The sequence below is a fragment of the Flavobacterium sp. KACC 22763 genome (assembly GCF_028736155.1).
Classification (GTDB): Bacteria; Bacteroidota; Bacteroidia; order Flavobacteriales; family Flavobacteriaceae; genus Flavobacterium.
The window spans coordinates 194,122-219,288 of record NZ_CP117879.1 but is presented as its reverse complement, the minus strand read 5'-3'; the positions used below and the strand labels follow the sequence as shown (position 1 = coordinate 219,288).

The 25,167-nt window shown below is 34.0% G+C and carries 18 protein-coding genes; 7 read left to right on the top strand and 11 right to left on the bottom strand.

Features of this window, described 5'->3' with window-relative positions; translation table 11 throughout:
* Window positions 1-84 precede the first annotated feature (84 nt).
* Complete coding sequence (locus tag PQ463_RS00940; RefSeq protein WP_111377961.1) at window positions 85-465, top strand: DUF1573 domain-containing protein; 381 nt, start codon at window positions 85-87, stop codon at window positions 463-465.
* A gap of 108 nt (window positions 466-573) precedes the next feature.
* Here PQ463_RS00940 and PQ463_RS00935 read toward each other — a convergent pair whose 3' ends face one another.
* From PQ463_RS00935 to PQ463_RS00915, 5 genes are all read right to left on the bottom strand, one after another.
* Window positions 574-1,056 (bottom strand): hypothetical protein, encoded by a 483-nt coding sequence (locus PQ463_RS00935; protein ID WP_274255874.1) that lies wholly within the window; start codon window positions 1,054-1,056, stop codon window positions 574-576.
* A 260-nt stretch (window positions 1,057-1,316) separates the two neighbouring features.
* Window positions 1,317-3,446 (bottom strand): OmpA family protein, encoded by a 2,130-nt coding sequence (locus tag PQ463_RS00930; RefSeq protein WP_274255873.1) that lies wholly within the window; start codon window positions 3,444-3,446, stop codon window positions 1,317-1,319.
* 10 nt (window positions 3,447-3,456) lie between these two features.
* The gene (locus PQ463_RS00925) at window positions 3,457-4,383 is read right to left on the bottom strand and encodes a PorP/SprF family type IX secretion system membrane protein (RefSeq protein ID WP_274255872.1); all 927 of its coding nucleotides are present in this window, start codon (window positions 4,381-4,383) and stop codon (window positions 3,457-3,459) included.
* Window positions 4,384-4,413: 30 nt separating this feature from the next.
* Window positions 4,414-7,050: a T9SS type B sorting domain-containing protein gene (locus PQ463_RS00920; RefSeq protein WP_274255871.1), complete on the bottom strand. Its 2,637-nt coding sequence runs from the start codon at window positions 7,048-7,050 to the stop codon at window positions 4,414-4,416.
* A 150-nt stretch (window positions 7,051-7,200) separates the two neighbouring features.
* Complete coding sequence (locus PQ463_RS00915; RefSeq protein WP_274255870.1) at window positions 7,201-8,532, bottom strand: PDZ domain-containing protein; 1,332 nt, start codon at window positions 8,530-8,532, stop codon at window positions 7,201-7,203.
* 123 nt (window positions 8,533-8,655) lie between these two features.
* Here PQ463_RS00915 and PQ463_RS00910 point away from each other — a divergent pair, with 123 nt between their 5' ends.
* From PQ463_RS00910 to lgt, 6 genes are all read left to right on the top strand, one after another.
* Window positions 8,656-9,852, top strand: coding sequence for a pyridoxal phosphate-dependent aminotransferase (locus tag PQ463_RS00910; RefSeq protein WP_274255869.1), 1,197 nt, complete (start codon window positions 8,656-8,658; stop codon window positions 9,850-9,852).
* Between the two features lie 204 nt (window positions 9,853-10,056).
* Complete coding sequence (gene folE / locus PQ463_RS00905; RefSeq protein ID WP_111377955.1) at window positions 10,057-10,728, top strand: GTP cyclohydrolase I FolE; 672 nt, start codon at window positions 10,057-10,059, stop codon at window positions 10,726-10,728.
* Between the two features lie 37 nt (window positions 10,729-10,765).
* Window positions 10,766-11,155 carry a four helix bundle protein gene (locus PQ463_RS00900; RefSeq protein WP_274255868.1) on the top strand — a complete coding sequence of 130 codons (390 nt, stop codon included), beginning with the start codon at window positions 10,766-10,768 and terminating at the stop codon, window positions 11,153-11,155.
* A 56-nt stretch (window positions 11,156-11,211) separates the two neighbouring features.
* Window positions 11,212-12,693: a cysteine--tRNA ligase gene (cysS, locus tag PQ463_RS00895; RefSeq protein ID WP_274255867.1), complete on the top strand. Its 1,482-nt coding sequence runs from the start codon at window positions 11,212-11,214 to the stop codon at window positions 12,691-12,693.
* A gap of 106 nt (window positions 12,694-12,799) precedes the next feature.
* Window positions 12,800-13,048, top strand: a complete 249-nt coding sequence (gene yidD, locus PQ463_RS00890) for a membrane protein insertion efficiency factor YidD (RefSeq protein WP_008462282.1) — start codon at window positions 12,800-12,802, stop codon at window positions 13,046-13,048.
* Window positions 13,049-13,112: 64 nt separating this feature from the next.
* Complete coding sequence (lgt, locus tag PQ463_RS00885; RefSeq protein WP_111423739.1) at window positions 13,113-14,045, top strand: prolipoprotein diacylglyceryl transferase; 933 nt, start codon at window positions 13,113-13,115, stop codon at window positions 14,043-14,045.
* Window positions 14,046-14,104: 59 nt separating this feature from the next.
* Here lgt and PQ463_RS00880 read toward each other — a convergent pair whose 3' ends face one another.
* The 6 genes from PQ463_RS00880 to asnB (PQ463_RS00855) all read right to left on the bottom strand — a co-directional run bounded on the left by PQ463_RS00880 (window position 14,105) and on the right by asnB (PQ463_RS00855) (window position 24,997).
* Window positions 14,105-14,719: an acyloxyacyl hydrolase gene (locus tag PQ463_RS00880; protein WP_274255866.1), complete on the bottom strand. Its 615-nt coding sequence runs from the start codon at window positions 14,717-14,719 to the stop codon at window positions 14,105-14,107.
* Window positions 14,720-14,805: 86 nt separating this feature from the next.
* Window positions 14,806-17,796: a protein translocase subunit SecDF gene (gene secDF, locus PQ463_RS00875; protein ID WP_111377950.1), complete on the bottom strand. Its 2,991-nt coding sequence runs from the start codon at window positions 17,794-17,796 to the stop codon at window positions 14,806-14,808.
* A 225-nt stretch (window positions 17,797-18,021) separates the two neighbouring features.
* Window positions 18,022-18,957: a malate dehydrogenase gene (gene mdh, locus PQ463_RS00870; RefSeq protein ID WP_274255865.1), complete on the bottom strand. Its 936-nt coding sequence runs from the start codon at window positions 18,955-18,957 to the stop codon at window positions 18,022-18,024.
* A gap of 110 nt (window positions 18,958-19,067) precedes the next feature.
* Window positions 19,068-21,008: a DNA topoisomerase (ATP-hydrolyzing) subunit B gene (gyrB, locus tag PQ463_RS00865; protein ID WP_274255864.1), complete on the bottom strand. Its 1,941-nt coding sequence runs from the start codon at window positions 21,006-21,008 to the stop codon at window positions 19,068-19,070.
* Between the two features lie 392 nt (window positions 21,009-21,400).
* The gene (asnB, locus tag PQ463_RS00860; RefSeq protein WP_274255863.1) at window positions 21,401-23,014 is read right to left on the bottom strand and encodes an asparagine synthase B; all 1,614 of its coding nucleotides are present in this window, start codon (window positions 23,012-23,014) and stop codon (window positions 21,401-21,403) included.
* 309 nt (window positions 23,015-23,323) lie between these two features.
* Complete coding sequence (gene asnB / locus PQ463_RS00855; RefSeq protein ID WP_274255862.1) at window positions 23,324-24,997, bottom strand: asparagine synthase B; 1,674 nt, start codon at window positions 24,995-24,997, stop codon at window positions 23,324-23,326.
* Between the last annotated feature and the right edge of the window lie 170 nt (window positions 24,998-25,167).

Here is a 25,167-nt window from a genome sequence, read left to right as displayed (position 1 = left end):
TAAGTAGACTATAAAAAGAGAAATAATAATTTGTGTGTTAATTAAAAGAATGTATATTTACTTACAATTAAAAAAAGATTTCATATGAAAAATGCAGCCTCTTTTATTGCAGTCTTATTGTTTAGTGCAATAAGTTATGCGCAAAATGGCCCAAAAATTGAATTTGCAGCCCCTGATAATACAATTGATTATGGAAAAATTTCTAAAAGTGACAATGGACTTCGTTCCTTTGAATTTACCAACACTGGAGATGCTCCATTATTAATTACAGGTGCAGAATCTACAGTAAGTTCAATCATTGTAACAAAACCTGCGGCAGCAATTTTGCCGGGCAAAAAAGGAAAAATCGATGTAAAATATAATATGGTCGCAGGACCTATTCGTAAAACAATTACTGTTGAAACAAATGCAGTAAATTATCCTGACGGAAGAGTAGCTCTTAAAATTAAGGGTGAAGTTCAATAAGAATTTAAAAATCTTAAAATAACAAAAGCCGTTTCTAAATCTAGAAACGGCTTCTTATTTTTAAAAAGAAAAAAGAAACGTCTTGCTTCTCAAATCTTGCTTCTTTATTTACTTAGAAGCGCATTCAGCAGTATCAAATTTGTACTTTACGCTTTCAAAATCAATTGGCTTGTCTTTTACTAAATAAGTAACTCCCATTGTAGTCTGCATGGTTCCGTTTCCTAAAATAAGCTGATTGTTACGTTTTAAAAGCGCCATCGGATTCTTGAATGTTTTTTCTCCGTTTACATTGTCTTTAAAAGTATAATCTACAAACAGCGTATCACCATGAAACTCTCCTGCAACTTCTCCTGTTCTAACAGTTGAAGGCGCCACTCTCATAATCATATCTCCAGATAATTTTCCGTTTTTTAAAGTATTCAATTTTAAATCTATTGTATCCTTTTCATAAATTGCTTTGTAGCATGCAGTGCTTACTACTGTTTCTCCTTCTGCTTTTGCAGCTTCAACGGCTTTTTGTTTTTCTTCATTTTTACAGCTTTGCAATCCGATGAAGGATAAAAGCAAACAAGATAAGGTTAGATTTCTCATACTATTTTCATTTTATTGATATAACTATAAAATTAAAGAAAAAAGATTTTATTTCATTAATAATTTTAATCAGTTGGTAAAATTAATTTTAACACATAGAAACATAGTCTTAGTAAACTTTAAAAGGCGTTTCACTAATTTCAATACACATAGCCATGTGTTAAAGCTAGCTTTTTCTACATCCTTTAACAGAAACAATAAAAATCTATGTTTCTATGTGTTAGAGTAAATTTTATTTCATTTAACTCAAAAGGATAATTTTATAAATTTTTGATTACAAATTCAGATCTTCTGTTCAATTCATGTTCTTCTTCAGAGCACGATTCATCAGTTTTACATTTTATAATTGGAACCGATTCTCCATAACCTTTTGCAGAAACTCTTTTGGCTTCAATTCCAGATTGAATAATAAACTCTCTAGTTGAGTTTGCTCTTTTCTGAGATAAATCGGCATTGTATTTTTCATTTCCTCTTGAATCGGTATGCGATCCAATTTCGATTACCATACTAGGATATTTTTTCATTAATTCAACCACTCTGCCTAAAATCACTTTTGATTCTTTTCGAATGTACCACAAATCATAATCGAAGTAAATCGGGTCTGTTTTAATGATCAAACGGTCTTTATCTTTTACAACATCTTTTTCTTTTGCTAAAATCTCTTTTACTTTTTCATTCTTTCTAACTTCAGCTGCAACGATAGCCGCTTCTTTGGCTTTTTTCTCTTTTTCTTTTAATTCAATTGCTGCCAAAGCTTCTTTTTTCTTGTTTTCTTCTTCAATAATAATTTCCTGCTTTCTTTTATTTTCAGCAATCTGCTTTTCTTCTTTTTTAATAGCGTCTAGAGATCTCAAAGCCAAAGAACCGTCATTTACTTTATCTCTTGTTTTGTCTAAAGTCAGTATTTTAGAAGCATTAGTATAATTTTCTTTGAATGCGCTTATTTTATAAGAAGCCTCACAAGCAACCGTAAAACTGAATTTTCCGTCAGCAGAAGTTGTAATGGTGTTTAAAGTTTTGTTATCTGAATCTTGCAATAATACTGTCGCATTTTCTAGAGCCAATTGTGTATCAATATCTGTAATCGTTCCAGCAATAAACTGCTTACAATCTTCAACAATCAAATCTTTTATTTCTTTGAATTGATAAATATCGTCGCTTCCCTTTCCTCCTTCTCTATTCGACGAGAAAAATCCTTCTTTGGTATTAGAATCGATATTAAACGCAAAATCGTCTAAATTAGAATTTAACGGAAGTCCAACATTTACTGGTTTCGAATAGTCATTTCCGCTTATTTCAGAAACGAAAACATCTAAAGATCCGTATCCTAAATGTCCGTCTGAAGAAAAATATAATTTATTATCTGCCGAAGCAAAAGGAAACTGTTCTCTCTTATCGGTATTAATTTGTGCCCCTAAATTCTTCGGTGTATCAAATGCTCCTTTATTTATATTTACCGAATAAATATCAAACGAGCCTAAAGACCCTGGCATATCCGAAGCAAAATACAAGATTTTTTCATCGGCACTCAAAGCGGGATGCTCAACAGAATAATTTGGACTGTTGAATGGAAGCGATGTAATATTGGTCCATTTTCCTTCTACCCATTCTGCTTTAAAAATCTGAAGATTCGAGATTTTCTTTTCATCTTTTTTCTTCTTGCCATTTTTAGAATTGTTTCGTGTAAAATACATCGTTTTACCATCTTTTGTAAAAACAGCATTCGATTCGTGCATTCCGGTTTTTAATTCTTTCGCAAAATAATGAACAATGGAATCTGCTGAATTGATGTTTTTTAAAGGAATTGAAACCAAATTCAAATAAGTTTCGTTATCCCATTTAAACTTTTTATCGAATAAACCAGGCTTCAATTTAACACCTGCAAAAACTAGATTTTCTTTGTATTTAACCGCTCCAAACTCTGAATTTGGCGTATTTATCACAAGGTTTTTAATCTCAAAACGTTTACCGATTGCAGTAACGTTTTCTAAGGTTTTTAGTTCTTTTTCAAAATTGGCAAGATCTTCAGAATTGGATGATTTTGCATAATACTCTTTTAAATTGGCATTTGCATCATCAGTACTATTAGTCGCTTTTAAAGTCTGAGCATATCTAAAATAATATTCTCGATCTAAATTATTGCTGTAATTTGAAACCAACAGACGATAATAACGCTGTGCTTTGACTAAATCATTGGTATAGAAATAAGAATCAGCCAAGTTTTTAATTACTTCTTGTGAAGGTCTTTCGTCAGCTAATTTTTGATATAAAATAATGGCTTCGCTGTAATACGTTTTATCAAAAAAACGTTTTGCTCTAATCAATTCCTGATCCTGTGCCTTTATAAACTGTATTGAAAATACGAATATAATAACGAGTAATTTTTTCATATTTTTCATCTTAAAAGAATCTTGGTGATTTATCAAATCCTTTTCCTAACAAGTCGAGATCGAACAGTAGCATGATTTCGTGTGTTCCAGAATTAAACTGACCAAAGTTCGTGAGTGTATAATCGTAAGCATATCCTACTCTCAATGTCGGCGTGACATTAATATTGAATAAAGCACTTACCGAATCATCAATTCTGTAGGCGGCACCAAATTCAAATTTTTCATTATACAAAACATTGGCCGTAACATCTAAAGTAATCGGGGCACCTTTTACAAATTTTGACATAAATGCTGGTTTCAATTTCACCTTATCGCTAACTTGAAAAACATAACCAGCCGTTAAAAAAGTGTGTATTTCTTCAGAACCAAAAGCATTCACCCCAGATTTCTCTTCAATATATTTTGATTTCAGCAAATTGGGTGCAGATAATCCAACATAAAGATTATCTCTAAAATAATAGGCTCCTACTCCAATATTTGGCTTTGTTGCATTGATGTTTTCTGAAAAAGCATAATCTGTCTGAGGATCTGTAAAACGAAATCCGTTAAAATTGGTTTGCATGGATGAAAATCCTGCTTTTAAACCCAACGATAGTTTATTTTTTCCGCCTAACTTTAGAACATAGGCAAAATCGGCATAAACATTATTTTCTTTTTTAGCTCCATCTCCAATATCATCTGAAATAAAAGAGATTCCAGCTTCTATTTTATCGTTGATTGCTGTATGTCCAAAAAACGTAAATGTTTTTGGAGCACCATAAGCGCCTACCCATTGTGTTCTGTATAATCCTCCAAAATTCATCATGGCAGGAACACCTGTTGCGTAAGCAGGATTGACAACACTCATATTGTACATATAATGCGTGTATTCTGGATCTTGCTGGGCAGAAACGGATAAACAGAAAAGAAAATTTATAAGGAGTATTATTTTTTTCATCTAAAAATTATATTAAAATGTAAAAACAGATTATCGATTTAAATAAAGACGGCCTTGTTTGGGCGGTTTATTGTCTTTATTGAAATGCAATACATAAAAGTAAACTCCGTTGGGTGCAACGCCTCCAGCGATACCACTTTTTTCATAATTTTTACCATCCCAAGCTGGTTTACTATTATCTCCTTTGTACATTCCGTTTCCGTATCTATTATAAATTTCAAGTGTATAATTTGGATATAAAAATTCAATATCTTTTATCACAAACGAATCGTTTACCCCGTCTCCATTTGGCGAGAATCCATCCGGAATAAAAAACTCGTACTGAGCAACTTCACAGTCTTGTAGTGAGACTTTTACTTCTCTATAACTTTCAGACAAACATCTTGTTACTTCATTTAAATCATATCCATAATAAGTCGCATTATGGACTAATAATATGGTCGAGGGCAATAAATTCCCGTCTACAGCATCATACCAGGCAACTGTTGTTGGAACATTTGTTTTATTAGAAAGATCACTTATTTTCGGATTTGCCAATCCGCAAAAATCTGGTGTTTCTGTCATTTCTGGAGCTGGCGTATCGTATATGATTACCGAAACTTTTGCGGATCCTGAAGTACAGCCTACAGCAGAAGTTTCTCTAACGAAATAATCTTCTGTTTTTAAAACATAATCTGAAGCAAGCGGCGTTGTTGCTGTTTCAGAATTATACCATTTATATTGCGCTCCTTTTGGTTCCAAATTGGCTATTACCGCTTCATCAACTTTACAAAACTGCTGATCTGCAACAACTGGTGCTGGCGGAATTGGATTTATTACGAAATCATCTGTAACATTGATTAAATCTACATCACAATTGGTAACCGTATTGGTTAAATTTAGCAATGTAATTTTTGTTGTTCCAGCGTTCAAAAGTAGTTCTGCAGGAATTATAAAATCTAATTTACCATTTGTAACCGCCTTGCTGATGGTTTGCACCGCAGAAATATTACTCTTTGATAAGGCATAAGAAATACTAACATTAGTTAAAGTTTCTAATCCTGAAACTGTAACGGTAACAGGCGCATTCAAACAATAGTCTTTAACAGCAGCTTTTACAGTTAATGCATTAGGCAACGGATTTATATATAGATTTCCTGCAACATTTGCTGTATTGGTACATTGTGGTGAAGGATTGGTAATATTCGTTATGCTATAAATGGTAATTACTGATAATCCGCTTCTTGCGCTCAGGTTTCCTGGAACTACAAAAGATGCCTTTCCGCCAACAGACTGCATGTTTGCTGTTTCGCCTAGAGCGAGATTGTCTCCGTTTACATTATAAGAAATTCGATAATTACCATCGAGTAAATTGGGTGCAGTAACTTGAATTATTGCATCATCATTTTGACAAATAGGAAGTGTAGATAATGTCGCATTAGTTAAACGCGGTAACGGATAAATCGTTAAAATAGTTGAAAATGGATTAAAAATATTGACACACGTTCCTTTACTTGTTGTAGAAACTATCCCCGTAACTGTTATGGTATACTCACCTACTTGCTTAAAATAAGACGATTGTATTGGAAAATTAAATACTCCATTCACAAAATTTCCCCTCACATTTTGAGACGCTGATACTCCCGGTCCAACAACACTAAAACTGACATTATATGTACCATCAGGAATAATATTTGCTCCTTGAGTAATTTTTGCTGAATAAGTCGCTGTTGAAATTTCAGATTCGCAAATATCTTTACTAGCTTCAATTTTTGATCCTGTAAAATCAAGTCTTTTTTCAAGAGTTATATGTACTGTTGCATTTTTATTTGGACATATATTATTACTTGGAACTGCTAAAACACTATAGGTATAAGAATAAACACCAGGCCCATTTGCATCAAACAATTCTTGAAGATTAATATTATGATCTGTAGGAGAAGTCAACCCTATACCTGTCCAAGTACCTCCTTTGTCCCCTTCACTTAGTTGGTCAAATAAATTTAAATCGGTGTATGCTGCCAAATCTGTATCGCCGCATAACTCCAAATTTTGTGGCTCACCAATTTTCGGAGCTATATAAATGGTTACTTGTACATTGGTCGACTTTGGATTTGGAGAACACGCAACCACTGGCGGCACAGTGTAAATGAAGTTAAGCGTAGTTTTGGTTGTATATTGTCCAATTGGTATTGTAGACTGTACAGGTTCTCCTGCAGTAGTTGTAAATTTCCCATTTATATGTGGCCCCATTACTTTACTATCAAAAGCCGTAAAAAGGTTAAAAAAATCACTTTCGTTACAAACTGTTGCTTGAGATCCCACTCCAACATATGCACCTATTGTAATCGTGACTACAGCTTTGTTATTTGTACAACCCGAAGTTGCTGGAGCTGTGTAGGTATAATGATATTCTCCTCCGCTAAGGATAAATTGAGCATTTAACATACCCGTAGAAGGATCTAGGCCTTGCAGATTATTATCATCTGTCCATGTTCCGCCTGGAACTGGAGAACCTCCCAACAAAGAAAATAAGTTTACGGATTGATAAATTGGATTAGAAACGTCACAAATCAACTCATTTGTATTATCAATACCAGCACATTGCGCCGTTAGTTTTGAAGAAAAGAGAGTAAAAAAAATAAAAAACAATACAAAATGGTGGTAGCTAATGTAGTTTTTTGCCATAGATTAAATTTTTGCTAAACATAAGAAAATATTTAACAAAAAATATAATTTTTAGTAAACTTATTTTCACAAAAAGAACACATTTCTACAATACAACATCATAGAACGTAGTTTTACAATAAATTAGAAAAACTAAAATTCAATGTCCTTTTACAATTCATCTTCTAGTTTAAATCTAAACTTTAAGACTACACTATTTCGTTCTACTTCAAGATTTATCCAAACATCATCTTCCGATTTTAAAAGATTGTTAATCTGTTGAAGAGTATATTTGTATGGTTGTGTATTATTAATACTGACAACAATATCTCCTTTGCGCAATCCGCATTTTTCGGCTGCAGAATTCTTGCGTACGTTTACGATTTCATAAACAGGCTTAAGAGCAAATTTATACTTAAAATTATTATTGTTTTTGTCTTTGTCTTTTTCCTGCAATTCATCCATTGAAGTAGCAACTCGCACGGTTTCTAAATGCACGGTTTCCTGTACCCATTGAAGCCCATTATGCTGAATCGTGATTCCGCTCTTATTGTAAGTAAATGGTTCTCCGTATTTACTGTTTTTTTTCAGGTACAGCTTTTTCCCTTTATAATCCAAAACCAAGGTAAATCGTTTTAAGACTTCACCTCCTACAGACCCGATACGTCCTGGAACCATCTTAACGTTACGAATTGAGGCAGAATCAGGAAAAGACACAATCGGTTTTTTGAAATCAAATTCATCAATCGAGAATTTATCAATTTTAGCACGATGCCCTTCAATGTCTCCACTAAATCCTTTTCCTAAAAAGTCTGGAAAGTTTTTGTTTGGGAGTTTAATTTTATCATTTTCAAAAATCCAGAAAGCATCACTATTTCCAATATCAATTAAAAGCTTTGCCGGAATTTCTTCATTATTCACAGTTGCTGTTGTCATGATATAAGGTTTTGCTTTTTCTACCGTTATCGGAACCATTCTAAACTGCTTGTTTAGTTTTTCCTCATATTTATCACTTTTAGCATGAACTATTATTTTCTTCTTCTGATAATTGACTTCAACATAGTTATTTCTAAAGAATTTATGACCGATAATTCCGTTAACAGGAATTCCGATATGAGAAGACAGATTAAAGCTTTGATCTAAAATAATAAAGACCATGTGGTCATTTGATTTGAGACCATGCGTTTCTAGAATATTTTTCGTTGATTTTAGTCCTTCTATTTCTTCTTCACTTCCTAAACCACGAAGTTTGATTTTTTCCACATTGTTAAAACTCACTTCCTGCTTTTCTTCCATACTAAACAGAATCGTTTCCTCAACTCCAGAATCTAAGAGAAAATTTAGCTCAACTCCATTTACTTTTATAGGAATAAAAACAAGGTTATTTATCAATTTAAAAGGTATTGTAGCCTTTGTTGCATTGTTTTCTAATAAAAAATCGCCTTGCCCGAAAAGCAAAAAAGGTAAGAATAACCCAAAAAACAATACTATATATTTTTTCATTGACAATATTTTATTATAAAATTAGTAAATATATTTATTATTGTTACATTTTCGTAAGTCCTTGTATTGTTTACGTTAAATTGGAAAAAAAAATGCAAATTTGCACTTCAATAATTTATACTCATGCCGACAATTTCACTCAAGGGAAAAAACATGCCCGAATCTCCGATACGCAAGCTGGCTCCTTTTGCTGATTTAGCAAAGAAAAAAGGACACAAGGTGTATCACTTAAACATTGGTCAACCGGATATCAAGACACCGGAAGTGGCCATCGAGGCGGTAAAAAATATTGATTTGAGTATTATAGAATACAGTCCGTCTGCCGGATATGAAAGCTATAGAAAAAAATTAGCTCATTTTTACCAGCGCCAAAATGTAAACGTTAACACAGAAGACATCATTGTAACTACTGGTGGTTCTGAAGCCTTACTTTTTGCACTGGCCACAATTACAGATCCTGGAGATGAAATCATTATCCCGGAACCTTTTTATGCTAATTATCACGCGTTTGCTTCTTCGACAAGTGCAACTGTAGTACCTCTTGTTTCTACAATTGAGACTGGGTTTGCTTTGCCAAGTATTGACGAAGTTGAAAAACTAATAACACCAAGAACAAAAGCTATTCTGATTTGCAACCCTGGAAATCCGACTGGATACTTATACTCTGAAGCCGAAATTAAACAGTTGGCGCATTTAATAAAAAAACACGATTTATACTTAATCGCTGATGAAGTGTATCGTGAGTTTTTATACGATGGAGACGATGTGCATTTTTCTGTAATGAATTTAGAAGATGTGCAGCAAAATGTAATCATGGTCGATTCTGTTTCTAAACGTTACAGTATGTGTGGTGCAAGAATTGGGTGTTTGGTAACTAAAAACAAAGATGTCTTGGCAACTGTAATGAAGTTTGCTCAAGCACGTTTGAGTCCGCCAACTATTGAACAGATTGCTTGCGAAGCTGCAATTGATACACCTCAAAGTTATTTTGACGAAGTAATTGGCGAATATAAAGAACGTCGCAATACTTTAATCGCTGAATTAAACAAGATTGATGGTGTTATTGTAACAAAACCAAAAGGTGCTTTTTATTGCATTGCCGAGCTTCCTATAGAAGATTCGGATGATTTTGCACAATGGCTTCTTGAAAGTTATGATTTAAATGGCGAAACGGTAATGATTGCTCCAGCTAAAGGTTTCTATTCGACACCTGGAATGGGATTAAATCAGGTTCGTATTGCTTATGTTTTAAACAAAAAAGATTTGATTACAGCTGTAAACATTTTAAAAGAGGCTTTATTAGTTTACAACAACAGATAATCAATTCATTATAATACACTTTAAAAAGACAATAGCGTTTTTCGTTGTTGTCTTTTTTGTTTTTAATAACAGTATTTCTCTTCAAAATTTAAATTATATCCAAAAAGGAGTAATTAAATCCTAAAAACCATAGAAAAGGTTTCCTATTTATTAATTATCTTTACCGCCTTAAATGAGGAATACACATACTAATAGTAGTTTTTAATGATAAACAACGAAGAATTTTTAGACGAAATAGGAGATAATCATTTCAGCAGTAATGCAAAAAACCCTCTAAGAGCGGATGCTTTTGACATCACTGATGAAGAAAAAATAGAAAAAATTAAAAAAGATGTTGAAAACATTCTACAAACTCTAGGAATGGATTTGACAGATGACAGCATTAAAGGAACTCCAAATCGAGTTGCAAAAATGTTTGTCAAAGAAATTTTTGGAGGTCTTAACCCTGCAAAACAGCCAAAAGCTTCTACTTTTGACAATAATTACAAATATGGCGAAATGCTTGTAGAAAAAAACATCACAGTTTATTCTACTTGCGAACACCATTTACTGCCAATTATCGGACGTGCTCACGTTGCTTATATCTCAAGCGGACGCGTGATTGGTTTATCTAAAATGAACCGTATCGTTGAGTATTATGCAAAAAGACCTCAAGTACAAGAGCGTCTAACTATGCAGATTGTTCAAGAACTTCAAAAAGCTTTAGGAACAGAAGATGTTGCCTGCGTGATTGATGCAAAACACCTTTGCGTGAATTCTCGCGGTATTAAAGATATCGAAAGCAGCACGGTAACTTCTGAGTTCGGCGGAAAATTCAAAGACGCTCAAACGAAAAGAGAATTTTTAGATTATATTAAGCTAGATACTCAGTTCTAAAATGTTTATTGTTTTTTGTTTATAGTTTGTTGTTTTTATGGCGAAAATAGAAAAGTTTGAAGATTTAGAAATTTGGAGGTTAGCTCGAGAAATCTGTCTTCAAATTGAATTTCTAATTCAAAATACAAACTTAAAAACAAACTATTCGCTAAGAGATCAAATTGATAGAAGTTCTGGTTCAATAATAGATAATATCGCAGAGGGCTTTGAAAGAAATGGCAATCGAGAATTTATTAATTTTTTAAGTATTGCAAAAGGTTCTGCTGGCGAAGTAAAATCTCAATCCTATAGAGCTTTTGATAAAAAACTGATTAATCAGGAACAACATTTAAAACTGAATGAAAAGGTTGAACTTGTTAAAAACAAAATTGGGGCAATGATGAACTACTTAAACAAATGTGAAATCAAAGGGCTAAAATTCAAATAAACAATTTCACTCCAAAACAATAAACCAAAAACAATAAACAACAAACATTAAAAAATATGCCTTTATATACAAGTCAGCCTTTAAAAATATACAATTCACTTTCGGGTGAAAAAGAAGATTTCAAACCAATCCATGAAGGAAACGTTGGAATGTATGTTTGTGGACCTACCGTATATAGTAATGTCCATTTAGGAAACGTGAGAACTTTTATGTCTTTTGATGTAATCTTCAGATATTTTCTGCATTTAGATTATAAAGTTCGTTATGTTCGAAACATTACCGATGTTGGACATATTGTAGATGATGTTGATGAAGGTGAAGATAAAATTGCTAAAAAAGCACGTTTGGAGCAATTGGAACCAATGGAAGTGGTACAGCGTTACACTGTAGATTTCCATAACATCCTAAAAGCTTTCAACTTTTTGCCTCCAAGCATAGAGCCTACAGCAACAGGACATATTATTGAGCAAATTGAAATCATCAAAAAAATCATCGACAAAGGCATCGCTTATGTAGCTAATGGATCGGTATATTTTGATGTTGTAAAATATAACGAGACTAACAATTACGGTATTTTAAGTGGTAGAAATATCGATGATATGTTGGCTAACACGCGCGATCTTGACGGACAGTCGGATAAGAGAAATCCGCAAGATTTTGCACTATGGAAAAAAGCAGAGCCAGAACATATTATGAGATGGCCTTCTCCTTGGAGCGATGGATTTCCAGGATGGCACTTAGAATGTACTGCAATGAGCACCAAATATCTTGGCAATCATTTTGACATTCATGGAGGTGGAATGGATTTAAAATTCCCTCATCACGAATGTGAAATCGCTCAAAACGAAGCTTGCACAGGTCAGGCTCCAGTAAATTACTGGATGCACGCCAACATGCTTACTTTAAACGGAAAGAAAATGGCAAAATCGACTGGAAACAATATTCTTCCAGGCGAAATTTTAAGCGGAGATAACAATATCTTAAGTAAACCTTTTTCTGCTTCTGTGACTCGTTTTTTCATGCTTCAAGCACACTACAGAAGTATCTTGGATTTTTCTGATGATGCCATTGTTGCAGCTGAGAAAGGATATAAAAGATTAATGGAAGCACTAGATGCTCTACCAAATATTACGGCAGGAAATTCCAGCTCTATAGATTTTGCTGCTTGGAAACAGCTTTGCTATGATGCAATGAATGATGATTTCAATACGCCAATTTTGATTGCGCAATTGTTTGAAGCTGTTCGTTACATCAATCTATTAAAAGATGGCAAAGAAACGATTTCTGTTGATGATTTAAACGATTTCAAAACAGCAGTAAATGCTTTTGTTTTTGATGTTTTAGGCCTTAGCGACGATAAAGCAGCTGATGGCGATAGCGACAAACTAGATGGTGTCGTAAATATGCTTATAGGAATGAGAAATCAAGCTAGAGCGGATAAAAACTTTGCCCTTTCTGACCAAATTCGTGATCAATTAATCGCTTTAGGAATTCAGCTTAAAGACGGAAAAGAAGGAACTACTTTTAGCATTCAATAAAAAAGTGGTCAGTGGTCAGTTTTTTAGTGGTCAGATTCAAACTTTGAACTGACTGAACACTAAAAAACTGACCACTGACCACTATAAACTAACTTATACAAAAAATATGTTTTCAAAAATTCTAATATATCCATTTGTATTGTTAGTCCGTTTTTATCAGACTGCTATTTCACCATTTACTCCAGCTGCTTGTAGATTTGAACCTACTTGTTCTACTTATATGATTCAGGCATTGCAAATTCACGGATTGTTTTATGGCGGATTTTTAGGCATCAAACGCATTTTAAGCTGTCATCCTTGGGGAAGAAGCGGTTACGATCCTGTACCAGAAAAGAAATGCAACCACAAACATTAACTTTTTAGAAAGCGGTACTTTACATTAAATATTTATTTTTACAGCTATATAAAAACATTTATACATGACACACGCCTTAAATTTAGTTTGGAATCCTTCTGAAGGAATCAACTTAGGATTTTTTATGATTCGCTATTACAGCTTAATGTTTGTAATTGCTTTTGGTTTAGGATGGTTCCTAATGAAAAAAATGTTCGAAAGAGAAAACGAATCGATTGAAAAACTAGATTCTCTATTTGTTTGGACGGTTTTAGCCACTTTAATAGGTGCACGTTTAGGTCATGTTTTCTTTTACGATTGGGAATACTTCAGAAATCATTTACTTGAAATTTTCTTACCATTTAAATTTGAACCAGAATTCCAGTTTACAGGTTTTCAAGGATTAGCAAGTCATGGTGCAGCAATTGCGATTATTGTTGCCATGTATTATTACAGTAAAAAAATATTAAAGCGTCCGTTATTATGGATTCTGGACCGTGTTGTAATACCAGTTGCAAGTGGTGCGATCTTTGTTCGTTTAGGGAATTTCTTTAACTCAGAAATTATCGGAAATGAAACTGACTCTGCATTCGGAATCCGTTTCCTTCATGATAAATTCAGTAAAGCTGAAGCTGTACAAAAAACAGGTATTGCAGATCCGAAAGAAGCGTATAATGCAATCGCTTCAGATCCAAGATTCGCAAACATATTAGCTGAAGTACCTTCAAGACATCCTACTCAACTTTACGAAGCGATCTGTTACGTTTTTGTTTTTGCAATCTTATACTTTTTATACTGGAAAACAAACGCTAGACTTAAATCTGGACTTTTATTCGGATTGTTTTTAGTTCTTTTATTTGTTGTACGTTTCATCGTAGAGTTTGTAAAGGAAAGCCAAGGCGGTTTTGAGAGCGAATTAGGCTTATTTTCAACAGGACAATGGTTAAGTATACCTTTTATCATTATCGGACTTTTCTTTGTCATTAGAGCACAAAGAAATCCTTTAGCAGAATCATAAAAAACAATTTACAATTCTATACAAAAAAGCCCAATATTCAAATATTGGGCTTTTTCTTTTTATAACTGATACGAAATACCAAATTCGATATTCTTCGTATTATATCCTGCATTACTGCTTCCTAAACCAGCATTAGAAACATGTCTTACACTAGGACGAATATCAAAACGGAAATTATCATAACCTGCTGTAAAACCGAGCGCCAAAACATCAGCAAAAGCAAATCCTTTAGACATCCTTTCTGTTTCTGTATCTGTAATCATTGGTCCAATGCTTCCTAAAACATAGAAAGAACACACTTTACCGATAGGTCTACGAACTAGAAATCCACAATTAAGCACATATTCGCGAACATCTTTTAGACGCGTATATTCATCTCTTTTTTGCTGATAATTTGGGGTTTCAGGCTTAACAAAATAGAAATTCAATAATTGATGTTTTCCAAAATTGATTTCGGGCTGGACTAGAATTTCATACTTAAAATTTCTAGTCTCTTTTATCTCGTAATAGAACTGCGCCTTATAAAAATGATTCTCAAAAGTGTAATCGGTATTACTAAATTCACTTCCAAAACCATAACTCAAACCTATTCTGTATTTACTGCTTTTTTCCTGCGCTTTAAGATGCATTACACCAAATAACACTATAATAAAGAATATTCGTTTTAGAAGCATAATATGTTTTTGGTTGGCACATACAAACATAAAAAAAAGATCCAGCTTTCACTGGATCTTTTTTTTATTTAGAATAAGGTTTTTAATTATGCCTTATTGTGTTTGTCTTCGATTGTGTGTTTCTCATCACTTGAAATCGTGTCTACCAATACTGGTGTAGCGATAAATAATGAAGAGTAAGTACCAACGATAATACCAATTAACATTGCGAAGATAAATCCTCTGATAGATTCTCCACCGAAGATAAACATCGTTAATAATACGATGATCATCATTAATGAAGTATTCAATGTTCTAGATAATGTAGTATTAATAGAAGCGTTTACGATATCTTCGAAACTTCCTTTACGGTTTCCGATGATAAACTCTCTCACCCTGTCAAATACAATTACCGTATCGTTCATAGAGTAACCAATTACAGTCAAGATCGCAGCGATAAAGTGCTGATCCATTTCCATGTGGAATGGCATGAATTTGTAGCATAATGAGTAAACTCCTAATACGAAGATTACGTCGTGCGCAACAGCTGCAATCGCACCTAATGAATATTGCCATTTACGGAAAGATACCATTAAGTATAAGAAAATAACTGCCATTGCACCAAGAACCGCCCAGTAAGAGTTAGTTTTGATATCCTCAGAAATAGAAGCTCCAACTTTAGAAGCTTGTAAAACACCTACTCTTTTACCATCAAATGAGTTGATGAATTTATCGTAAGTTGTATTTGGGAAATATTTCTGTAAAGCAGCGTATAATTTTTGGTTTACTTCTTCATCGATAGCAACACCATCTTCTTTAATTTTATATTTAGTAGTGATTTTCAATTGATCATCATCACCTAAAATTTTAGCCTCAACCGGAGTACCGAAAGCAGCAGATAATTCATCTGAAACTGCAGTTGCATCAACTGGCTTTTCGAATTTAACTTGGAAAGTTCTTCCTCCAACAAAATCAACACCTTCATCTAATCCGTTAACAAAGAAGATAGAAACTAAACTTACAACAACTACAATTGAAGAGAAGATGTAAGTGAATTTTTTAATCTTGATAAAGTCAAAGTGGAAGTTTGTAAACCAGTTTTTAGTAATATTTGTAGAGAAAGTTAAATCACCTTTTCCTGCAATATTTCTGTCAATGAAAATTCTAGCAATAAAGATAGAAGTAAACAATGAAGTTACGATACCAATTAATAATGTTAATGCGAAACCTTTAATAGGACCTGTTCCGAAAATAAACAAGATAGCTCCAGTTAAAACGTGAGTAACGTTAGCATCAATAATAGAACGCATTGCACCATGCCATCCGTAAGAAGCTTGAACTGCTTCAGAAAGAGATTTTCCTTCACGTAATTCCTCTTTCGCTCTTTCGTAGATAATAATGTTCGCATCTACCGCAGTACCTAATGTTAATACGATACCTGCAATACCTGGTAATGTCAATACAAAACCAAAACTTGCCATAATTCCGAATAAGAATAGTAAGTTTAATAATAAAGCAAGGTTTGCATACCAACCAGCTTTACCATAATAGAATACCATCCAAACACAAACTAATAAGAAACCTAATACAGAAGAAATTGTACCTGCATCAATAGCAGCTTGCCCTAAAGATGGACCTACAACAGTTGATTGGATAATATCTGCAGAAGCTGGTAATTTACCTGCATTTAATACGTTAGCTAAATCTTTAGTTTCAGCTACATCAAATGAACCTGTAATCTCAGATCTTCCTCCAGCAATAGGACCGCTTGTTACACCTGGAGCAGAATATACAATATCATCTAATACAATAGCAATGTAGCTTTTTTGAGCAAATGCTCTTCCTGTTAACTCTTCCCAAACTTTAGCACCTTGGCTGTTCATTTGCATAGAAACAGCTGGTTTACCCATTTGGTCAAAAGTATCTTTTGCATCAGTTACAACACCACCGCTCATTGCTGGGTTATTGTCTCTGTTTCCTTTTAAAGCGTATAATTCAACTGCTTCAATATCTGCAGCACTTTTAATGTCTTTTGCTTTAGGATCTTTTATAGTTGTTGGCTTGCTCCATACAAATTTTGCATAGTGTTGGTCAGCAGCCAATAATACTCTAATTTCTGGTCTTTTGAAATAATCATTGATAGCAGCAGTATCTTTAGGAGCAAAATATCCTAAAACTGGTCCACCACCTTGAACGATCATTTTATCAAATAAAGGATTGTTTCCTTTTTTAACATCTGAAGAATCTTTAGCATCTGTTAATAATGCATTCAATGAATCTTTAGCAACTGTTTTAGTTTCAGTCTTTTTAACTTCAGTTTTCTTTAAAGCTTCGTTTGCAGATACTAAGAAATTACCAATTTCTTCAATTTTATAAGTTTCCCAGAACTCTAACTGAGCTTTTCCACCTAATAATTTTTTAATTCTATCTACATCCTTAGCACCTGGAAGCTCTACTAAGATTCTTCCTGTTTCTCCTAATTTTTGGATGTTTGGCTGTGTAACACCAAATTTGTCGATACGCTCTCTTAATACTTTAAAAGCACTTTCTACAGACTCATCAACTTTTCTTTTGATAACTTTTTGAACTTGCGCGTCAGACATTTGAAAGTCTACTCCACCTTCTCCTTGAAGACTTCTGTTAGCAAAAATATCTGGCGATGCTAATTTTACAGTTCCTTTTGAATTTGCTTCAAAAGCTTCAAAAAACTTATTTAAATATGTTTTGTTTCCTTCTAAATTTGCAGATGCATCAGCTAATGATTTATTAAAAACTGGATTTTTAGAATTATTAGCCAAACCTTTTAATACATCTTTAATAGAAATTTGAAGAATTACGTTAATTCCCCCTTCTAAGTCAAGACCTTTATTAAGCTGCTTGTTTTTCACTTCATTGTAAGTGAAATCAGTAAAACCAAGATTTAATACTTTTTCTTTACCAATAGAATCTAAATATTTCAGCTCTTTGTCAGGATTATCTCCTGCAAAAGCTTTAGCTTCACTTTTGACACCATTTGCCACAAAAGTGAATGATAGTTGGTAAATACTTACCAATGCAAATAGAATTGCGAAAAATTTAATAAGTCCTTTATTCTGCATTATTACTAAAAATTAATTATGTTTTATTTTTGATTTTGTTTTAAAGTCCCATAAAATAAGCCCTGACATGATTTTTTAAAACAAAAAAACGAGATCACGAATTACCAATTTTTTTTTAAACCGAGCAAATATATAATTAACGAAAATATTAACCAATTTATTTATTAATTAATCTCAAAAAAAAAGCTGCAAAAGTGCAGCTTTTTTTCTTTTTTGCCGTTTTTATTATACTAAAATCGCTTTTAGGGCATCATTCATACTACGAACTGCATCTGCACTTTTAGCAAATAAAGCCTTTTCCTGATCATTTAGTTTAATATCCACAATTTCTTCTACACCGTTTTTACCAATTATACATGGCACTCCTATACAAATATCATTTTGTCCATACTCTCCTTCTACAAAAACAGAACATGCAATCATTTTTTTCTGATCATTCAAAATACTATCTACCAAATACGCCACAGAAGCTCCTGGAGCATACCAAGCCGAAGTCCCTAGAAGTCCTGTAAGAGTCGCCCCTCCTACCATTGTATCTGCCGCAACTTTTTGCAATACTTCTTCTGAAAGGAATTGCGAAACCGGAATACCATTATAAGATGCCAAACGTGTTAACGGAATCATAGTGGTATCTCCATGACCTCCAATTACCATTGCCGAAATATCATTTGCTGGTTTGTCTAAAGCTAATGATAGATACGTTCTAAAACGAGAACTATCCAAAGCTCCCCCCATACCTATAATTCTGTTTTTTGGAAGACCTGTAGCTTTTAAAGCCAAATACGTCATAGTGTCCATCGGATTGGAAACTACAACAATAATAGTATTAGGAGAATATTTCAGCACGTTTTCAGCAACTGTCTTGACAATTCCTGCATTGATACCTATTAATTCTTCTCTTGTCATTCCTGGTTTTCTCGGAATTCCTGATGTAATTACTACTACATCGCTTCCTGCAGTTTTAGAATAATCGTTGGTAACTCCAGAAACTTTGGTATTAAAACCTGTGTTTGTGGCGCACTGTGTTATATCAAGCGCTTTCCCTTCTGCAAAACCCTCTTTAATATCCAACAATACTACTTCGCTAGCAATTCCTCTATAAGAAATAACATCTGCACATGTAGCTCCAACATTTCCTGCTCCTACAATGGTAACTTTCATATTTTATACTTTATCGGTTATTAATTTTGTCTATTCTTTAAAAAGACAATTCGTTTAATTGTCTAGTAAATTTAAACAATTAAACGAATTGAAATTATTAATTTTTTATTTTATGCGTCAATATTTGCATAAACTGCATTTTTCTCGATAAACTCTCTACGAGGAGGCACTTCATCCCCCATTAACATAGAGAAAACCTGATCAGCTTCTGCAAGACTATCAATATTTACTTGACGCAAAGTTCTGAAATTCGGATCCATCGTAGTTTCCCATAATTGCTCCGCGTTCATCTCTCCAAGACCTTTATAACGCTGAATGTTAGCACTTCCTCCCATTCTTTCATTAGCTTGATCACGCTGAACATCATTCCAAGCATATTCTTTTTTATTTCCTTTTTTAACTAAGTATAAAGGTGGCGCTGCAATGTAAACGTGGCCTTCTTCGATAAGTTCTTTCATGAAACGGAAGAAGAACGTTAATATTAAGGTAGAAATGTGGCTACCATCGACATCGGCATCACACATGATGATTACCTTGTGATATCTTAGTTTTTCAAGATTTAATGCTTTACTATCTTCTGCAGTTCCTACTGTTACCCCTAAAGCAGTAAAGATATTCCTAATCTCTTCATTTTCGAATACTTTATGATGCATCGCTTTTTCAACGTTCAAGATCTTACCACGTAGCGGAAGAATTGCTTGAAAGTTACGATCACGTCCTTGTTTTGCTGTTCCACCAGCCGAATCTCCCTCGACAAGGTAAACCTCACATCTTGCTGGATCTTGCTCAGAACAGTCAGATAATTTCCCTGGCAATCCTCCACCACCCATAACGGTTTTACGCTGCACCATTTCACGCGCTTTTTTCGCTGCGTGACGTGCCTGAGCTGCCAAGATTACTTTTTGAATGATTACTTTAGCATCATTTGGATTTTCTTCCAAATAATTTTCAAGCATTTCTCCTACTGCCTGAGAAACTGGAGAAACTACTTCTCTATTTCCTAGTTTCGTTTTAGTCTGCCCTTCGAACTGAGGTTCAGATACTTTTACCGAAATAATTGCTGTTAATCCTTCACGGAAGTCATCTCCAGAAATTTCGAATTTTAATTTATCTAATAAACCAGAAGCATCAGCATATTTTTTAAGCGTTCTTGTCAAACCACTTCTAAAACCTTGTAAGTGCGTTCCTCCTTCGTGAGTATTGATATTATTTACGTAAGAAAAAATATTCTCCGTATAACTTGTATTATAAATTAAGGCAACCTCAACTGGAATTTCACCTTTATCATTATCCATGCTGATAACGTGAGAAACAATAGGTTCACGATTACCATCTAAATAACGGATATATTCTTTAAGCCCTTCATCAGAATGAAAAACTTCACTTCTAAATTCACCCTTATCATCAACTTCTCTCTTATCTGTAAACGTGATTGTAATTCCTTTATTCAAGAAAGAAAGCTCACGCATACGCGCTGAAAGCGTGTCGTATGAAAACTCAGTAGTTTGAGTAAAGATCGTGTCATCAGGATAAAAAGTCTGACGCGTACCTCTTTTATCTGTTTCTCCGATTTGTTTAACTGGATATAAAGATTTACCTCTTTCGTATTCCTGCTCATATATCTTACCTTCTCTAAATACAGTAGATTTCATGTGAACAGAAAGGGCGTTTACTACAGAAACCCCTACCCCGTGCAAACCTCCAGAAACTTTATATGAATCTTTGTCGAATTTACCTCCGGCACCAATTTTAGTCATTACAACTTCAAGTGCAGAAACACCTTCTTTTTTATGTAAATCAACTGGAATACCACGTCCGTTATCTTCAACTGTAACAGAGCCATCTTCGTTTATCGAAACACCAATTGTGTCGCAATGCCCTCCCATGGCCTCATCAATAGAGTTATCTACAACCTCATAAACTAAATGATGCAGTCCTCGAACCCCTACATCTCCAATATACATTGATGGACGCATTCTTACGTGCTCCATTCCCTCTAATGCCTGAATACTATCTGCTGAATAATTGTTCTTCTTGATTTCTTCGCTCATATAATTTATTCTAAAAATGTATTTACTGTCTAACACGCAAATATATAAAAACGCAAGCTATATACCCAGTAAAATACGACTTAAAGCACTTAAGTTATCAACACAATTGTCTGAAAAACCAAAAAATAAGCCCAAAAATGAAATTAATTTCTAATTTTCTTAAATTCCAAATTCTAAAAATGGAAATAACGTAAAAAAACAATGTTTTTTTAAAATTCCAAAAATCAAATTCCAAATTCCAAACTCGAACATACATTAAAAAAAAAACCGAAACACATTTTATGCATTTCGGTTTTCTATAACGGAATCCAACTTGGAATTTAGAATTTTATTTTTGAAGTCTTTCCTTTTTCTTGGAATTTGGAATTTCAAAAAAATTGGAATTTCAATTTTTAAGCAATAACACTAGTTTTCACAGTTTCAAAATTACCATTTAAATGGGCTGCATTTGCTCTTCCGCTCGGATCAAGGTTTTCTTGCCATTTTGGTATCCATTTTCGAACAGTTTGTGCCGCACTGACCTGTGGATAGTATTTATGGAAAATCGATCTGTATAAGTACGCTTCTTTAGTCGTTGGCGAATTGTATGGAAATTCTGCACTTGCTCCAGCTAATTGCTCATCTGTAACCTGCGAAGCACAATATTCAATCAACTCATCAACCCAATTATATCCTACTCCATCAGAAAACTGCTCTTTCTGACGCCATAAAACTTCCGAAGGCAAATACGGATCTTCAGTATCAAAAGCTTTTCTTAAAATGTATTTTTCAACGCCATCATACGTTTTTGGCTGTTTCTCTTCGGTTTTAATTCGAATAGCTACATCTAAAAATTCTGTATCCAAAAACGGAATTCTCACTTCTAGACCATTTGCCATCGTTGTTTTATCTGCACGCAACAAATCGGCTGTAAATAGCTTCTGAACTCGTTCTATAGTTTCATCCTGAAATTCTTCTTCTGAAGGTGCATTTCTAAAATACAAATGTCCTCCAAAAACCTCATCTGCACCTTCGCCAGACAAGATCACTTTTATTCCCTGATCTGCAATAGCTTTAGAAAGCAAATACATAGGAACACCAGATCTAACCGAAATGATATCATACGTCTCGATATGGTAAATTACTTTTTCCAAAACCTTAACTCCTTCTTCAACCGAAAAATGAATTTCGTGATGTTCAGTTCCTAAAAATTCAGCGGCTTTTCTTGCCATAACATTATCTGGAGCATCAGCGTCCAGTCCGATAGAAAAAGAATGCAGTTTTTCACCTTTTTCTTTTAGCAATCTCGAAGTAATTGCAGAAATCAATGAAGTATCTAAACCTCCTGATAACACAACTCCCAGAGGCACTTCTGCCAATAGACGTTTGCGTGTTGCCTGAATTAAGCTTTCGCGAATTAACTCTAAATCTAATGGCTGAGTTGCATTTTTATGATCTTCGTATTCTGGACGATAGTATTTTACAAAACCTGTTTTTGCTGTATAATAATGTCCTGGCGGAAAAGTAGAAAACGACTTGCACTGATCTGCAATAGATTTCATTTCTGAAGAAAAATAAATTCTTCCTCTTTCATCTAAACCATAATATAAAGGTTTCACCCCAATCGGATCGCGACCAGCAATATATTTATCGCCATCAACAACCACAAAGGCAAAATCTCCATCCAATTTATTACAGAAATCGTATCCAAATTCTTCATACAAGTGTACAATTACCTCTGAATCCGATTCTGTTCTGAAGGTATGATCTTTTAAAACTGTATTTTTAAGCTCTTTATAATTGTAGATTTCTCCATCATGCACCATCCAAGCTTTACTTGTTCCTTGAATTGGTTGTTTCCCCGAATTAAGATCAATAATCGACAGGCTTTCATGACAAAGTATACTGCCATTTTCCATAATATGAATATCGCTTTCATCTGGTCCGCGATGTGACATTCTCTCAGAAAGTTCTTTTACAAGCTTGGGGTCTTTTCCTTTGCCGATAACGGCTAACAATCCAGACATACTATTCTATTTTTTATTTTTATTCTGATGTACCAAGCCTAAGCAAGCTGTACATTAAAAAATCATTAAAATTTCTGCTTAAAAGCAAAACTAAATATTATTTTCTGCTTTCTTACATTTTGCATCCTAAAATTTCAGGGTTTAACTTTTATTTCGACAAAACTCAAACACAAAATAAATTTAATCGATTACCAAAACTTCTTATTTTAACATATTGAAATACAGAAACTTTTTTAGACAAGAAAGACGCTCTTATAAAAGAACGTCTTCCGGCAATATATATACTAATTCTAAAAATTAAACTCGTAATTATTTAACATAAGCATCATCATGAACATTAGCTACCGCTCTTCCTGATGGATCGTTTAAGTTTTTGAAAGCTTCATCCCACTCCAAAGCAATTTTAGTACTACAAGCCACACTTGCTTCCTGAGGAACGCATAATGCTGCAGCATCACTTGGGAAATGTTCTGTAAAAATTGAACGATAGTAATACTCTTCTTTTGAAGTTGGAGTTTGCAATGGGAATTTAAATCTTGCGTTTGCCAATTGCTCATCTGAAACCTCTCTAGCTACCACTTCTTTCAAAGTATCAATCCAGCTGTATCCTACTCCATCAGAAAATTGCTCTTTTTGTCTCCAAGCCACACTTTCTGGAAGCATGTCTTCAAAAGCTTTACGAACTACCCATTTTTCCATTGGGTGCTCTTTGTTGATCATTTTATCTTGTGGGTTGATGCGCATGGCAACATCCATAAACTCTTTATCTAAGAATGGCACACGCCCTTCGATTCCCCAAGCAGCTAAACTTTTGTTTGCACGTAAACAATCGTACATATGAAGTTTACCTAATTTACGAACGTTTTCTTCGTGGAATTCTCTAGCATTTGGCGCTTTGTGGAAGTATAAATATCCTCCAAATAACTCATCTGCTCCTTCTCCAGAAAGAACCATCTTGATTCCCATAGATTTGATCACTCTTGCCATTAACCACATTGGAGTTGAAGCTCTCACTGTAGTTACATCATACGTTTCTAAGTTGTAAATTACATCACGAACTGCATCTAACCCTTCTTGGATAGTAAATTTGATTTCGTGGTGAATAGTTCCAATATGATCTGCCACTTTTCTTGCTGCCGCTAAATCTGGTGAACCTTCTAATCCAACAGAGAAAGAGTGCAATTGCGGATACCAAGCATCTGTAGTATCATCTGACTCAATTCTTTTTTGAGCAAATTTCTTAGCCACAGCCGAAGTAATAGAAGAATCTAAACCTCCAGAAAGTAAAACTCCGTAAGGAACGTCACTCATTAATTGTCTGTGAACCGCAGCTTCCAAAGCTTTTCTGATTTCTGGAATGCTAGTTTCGTTGTCTTTTACTGCATCATATTCTGTCCAGTCTCTTTTGTACCACTGTACAAATTCGCCGTCTTTGCTTGATAAATAATGTCCTGGAGGGAATAATTCGATTTTTGTGCAATATCCTTCTAAAGCTTTTAACTCAGAAGCTACGTAGAAAGTACCGTGCTGATCCCAACCAATATATAATGGAATAATTCCCATATGGTCACGAGCTACGAAATACTCGTCTTTATCTACATCGTAGATTGCAAAACCGAAGATTCCGTTTAACTCATCAACAAAGTTTACTCCTTTTTCTTTATAAAGTGCTAAAATAACTTCACAGTCACTTTCAGTCTGAAAGTTGTATTTTCCAGCAAATTGTTTACGCAAATCTCTGTGGTTGTAAATCTCACCATTTGCAGCTAAAACCAATTTCTTATCCTCAGTAAATAAAGGCTGTTTTCCTGACGCTGGATCTACAATTGCCAAACGCTCGTGAGAAAGAATTGCTTTATCATTACTAAAGATACCGCTCCAGTCTGGTCCACGGTGACGAATGATTTTTGACATTTCTAATACTTGAGGTCTTAACGCTTCGGCTTTTTGTTTAAGATCAAAGGCACATACAATTCCACACATAATTTTATATTTTTATTTTGTAAATTTTATTTTGATAGGGCAAAGATGAAGTATTAGTTACAATTGACAAACATAAATACAAGTATCAATTACAATTATCAACCAAAAAAATCAATTTACATATAAAATGTAAAATTTTAGCATTAAAAAAAGGCCTAAACTTTAAATCC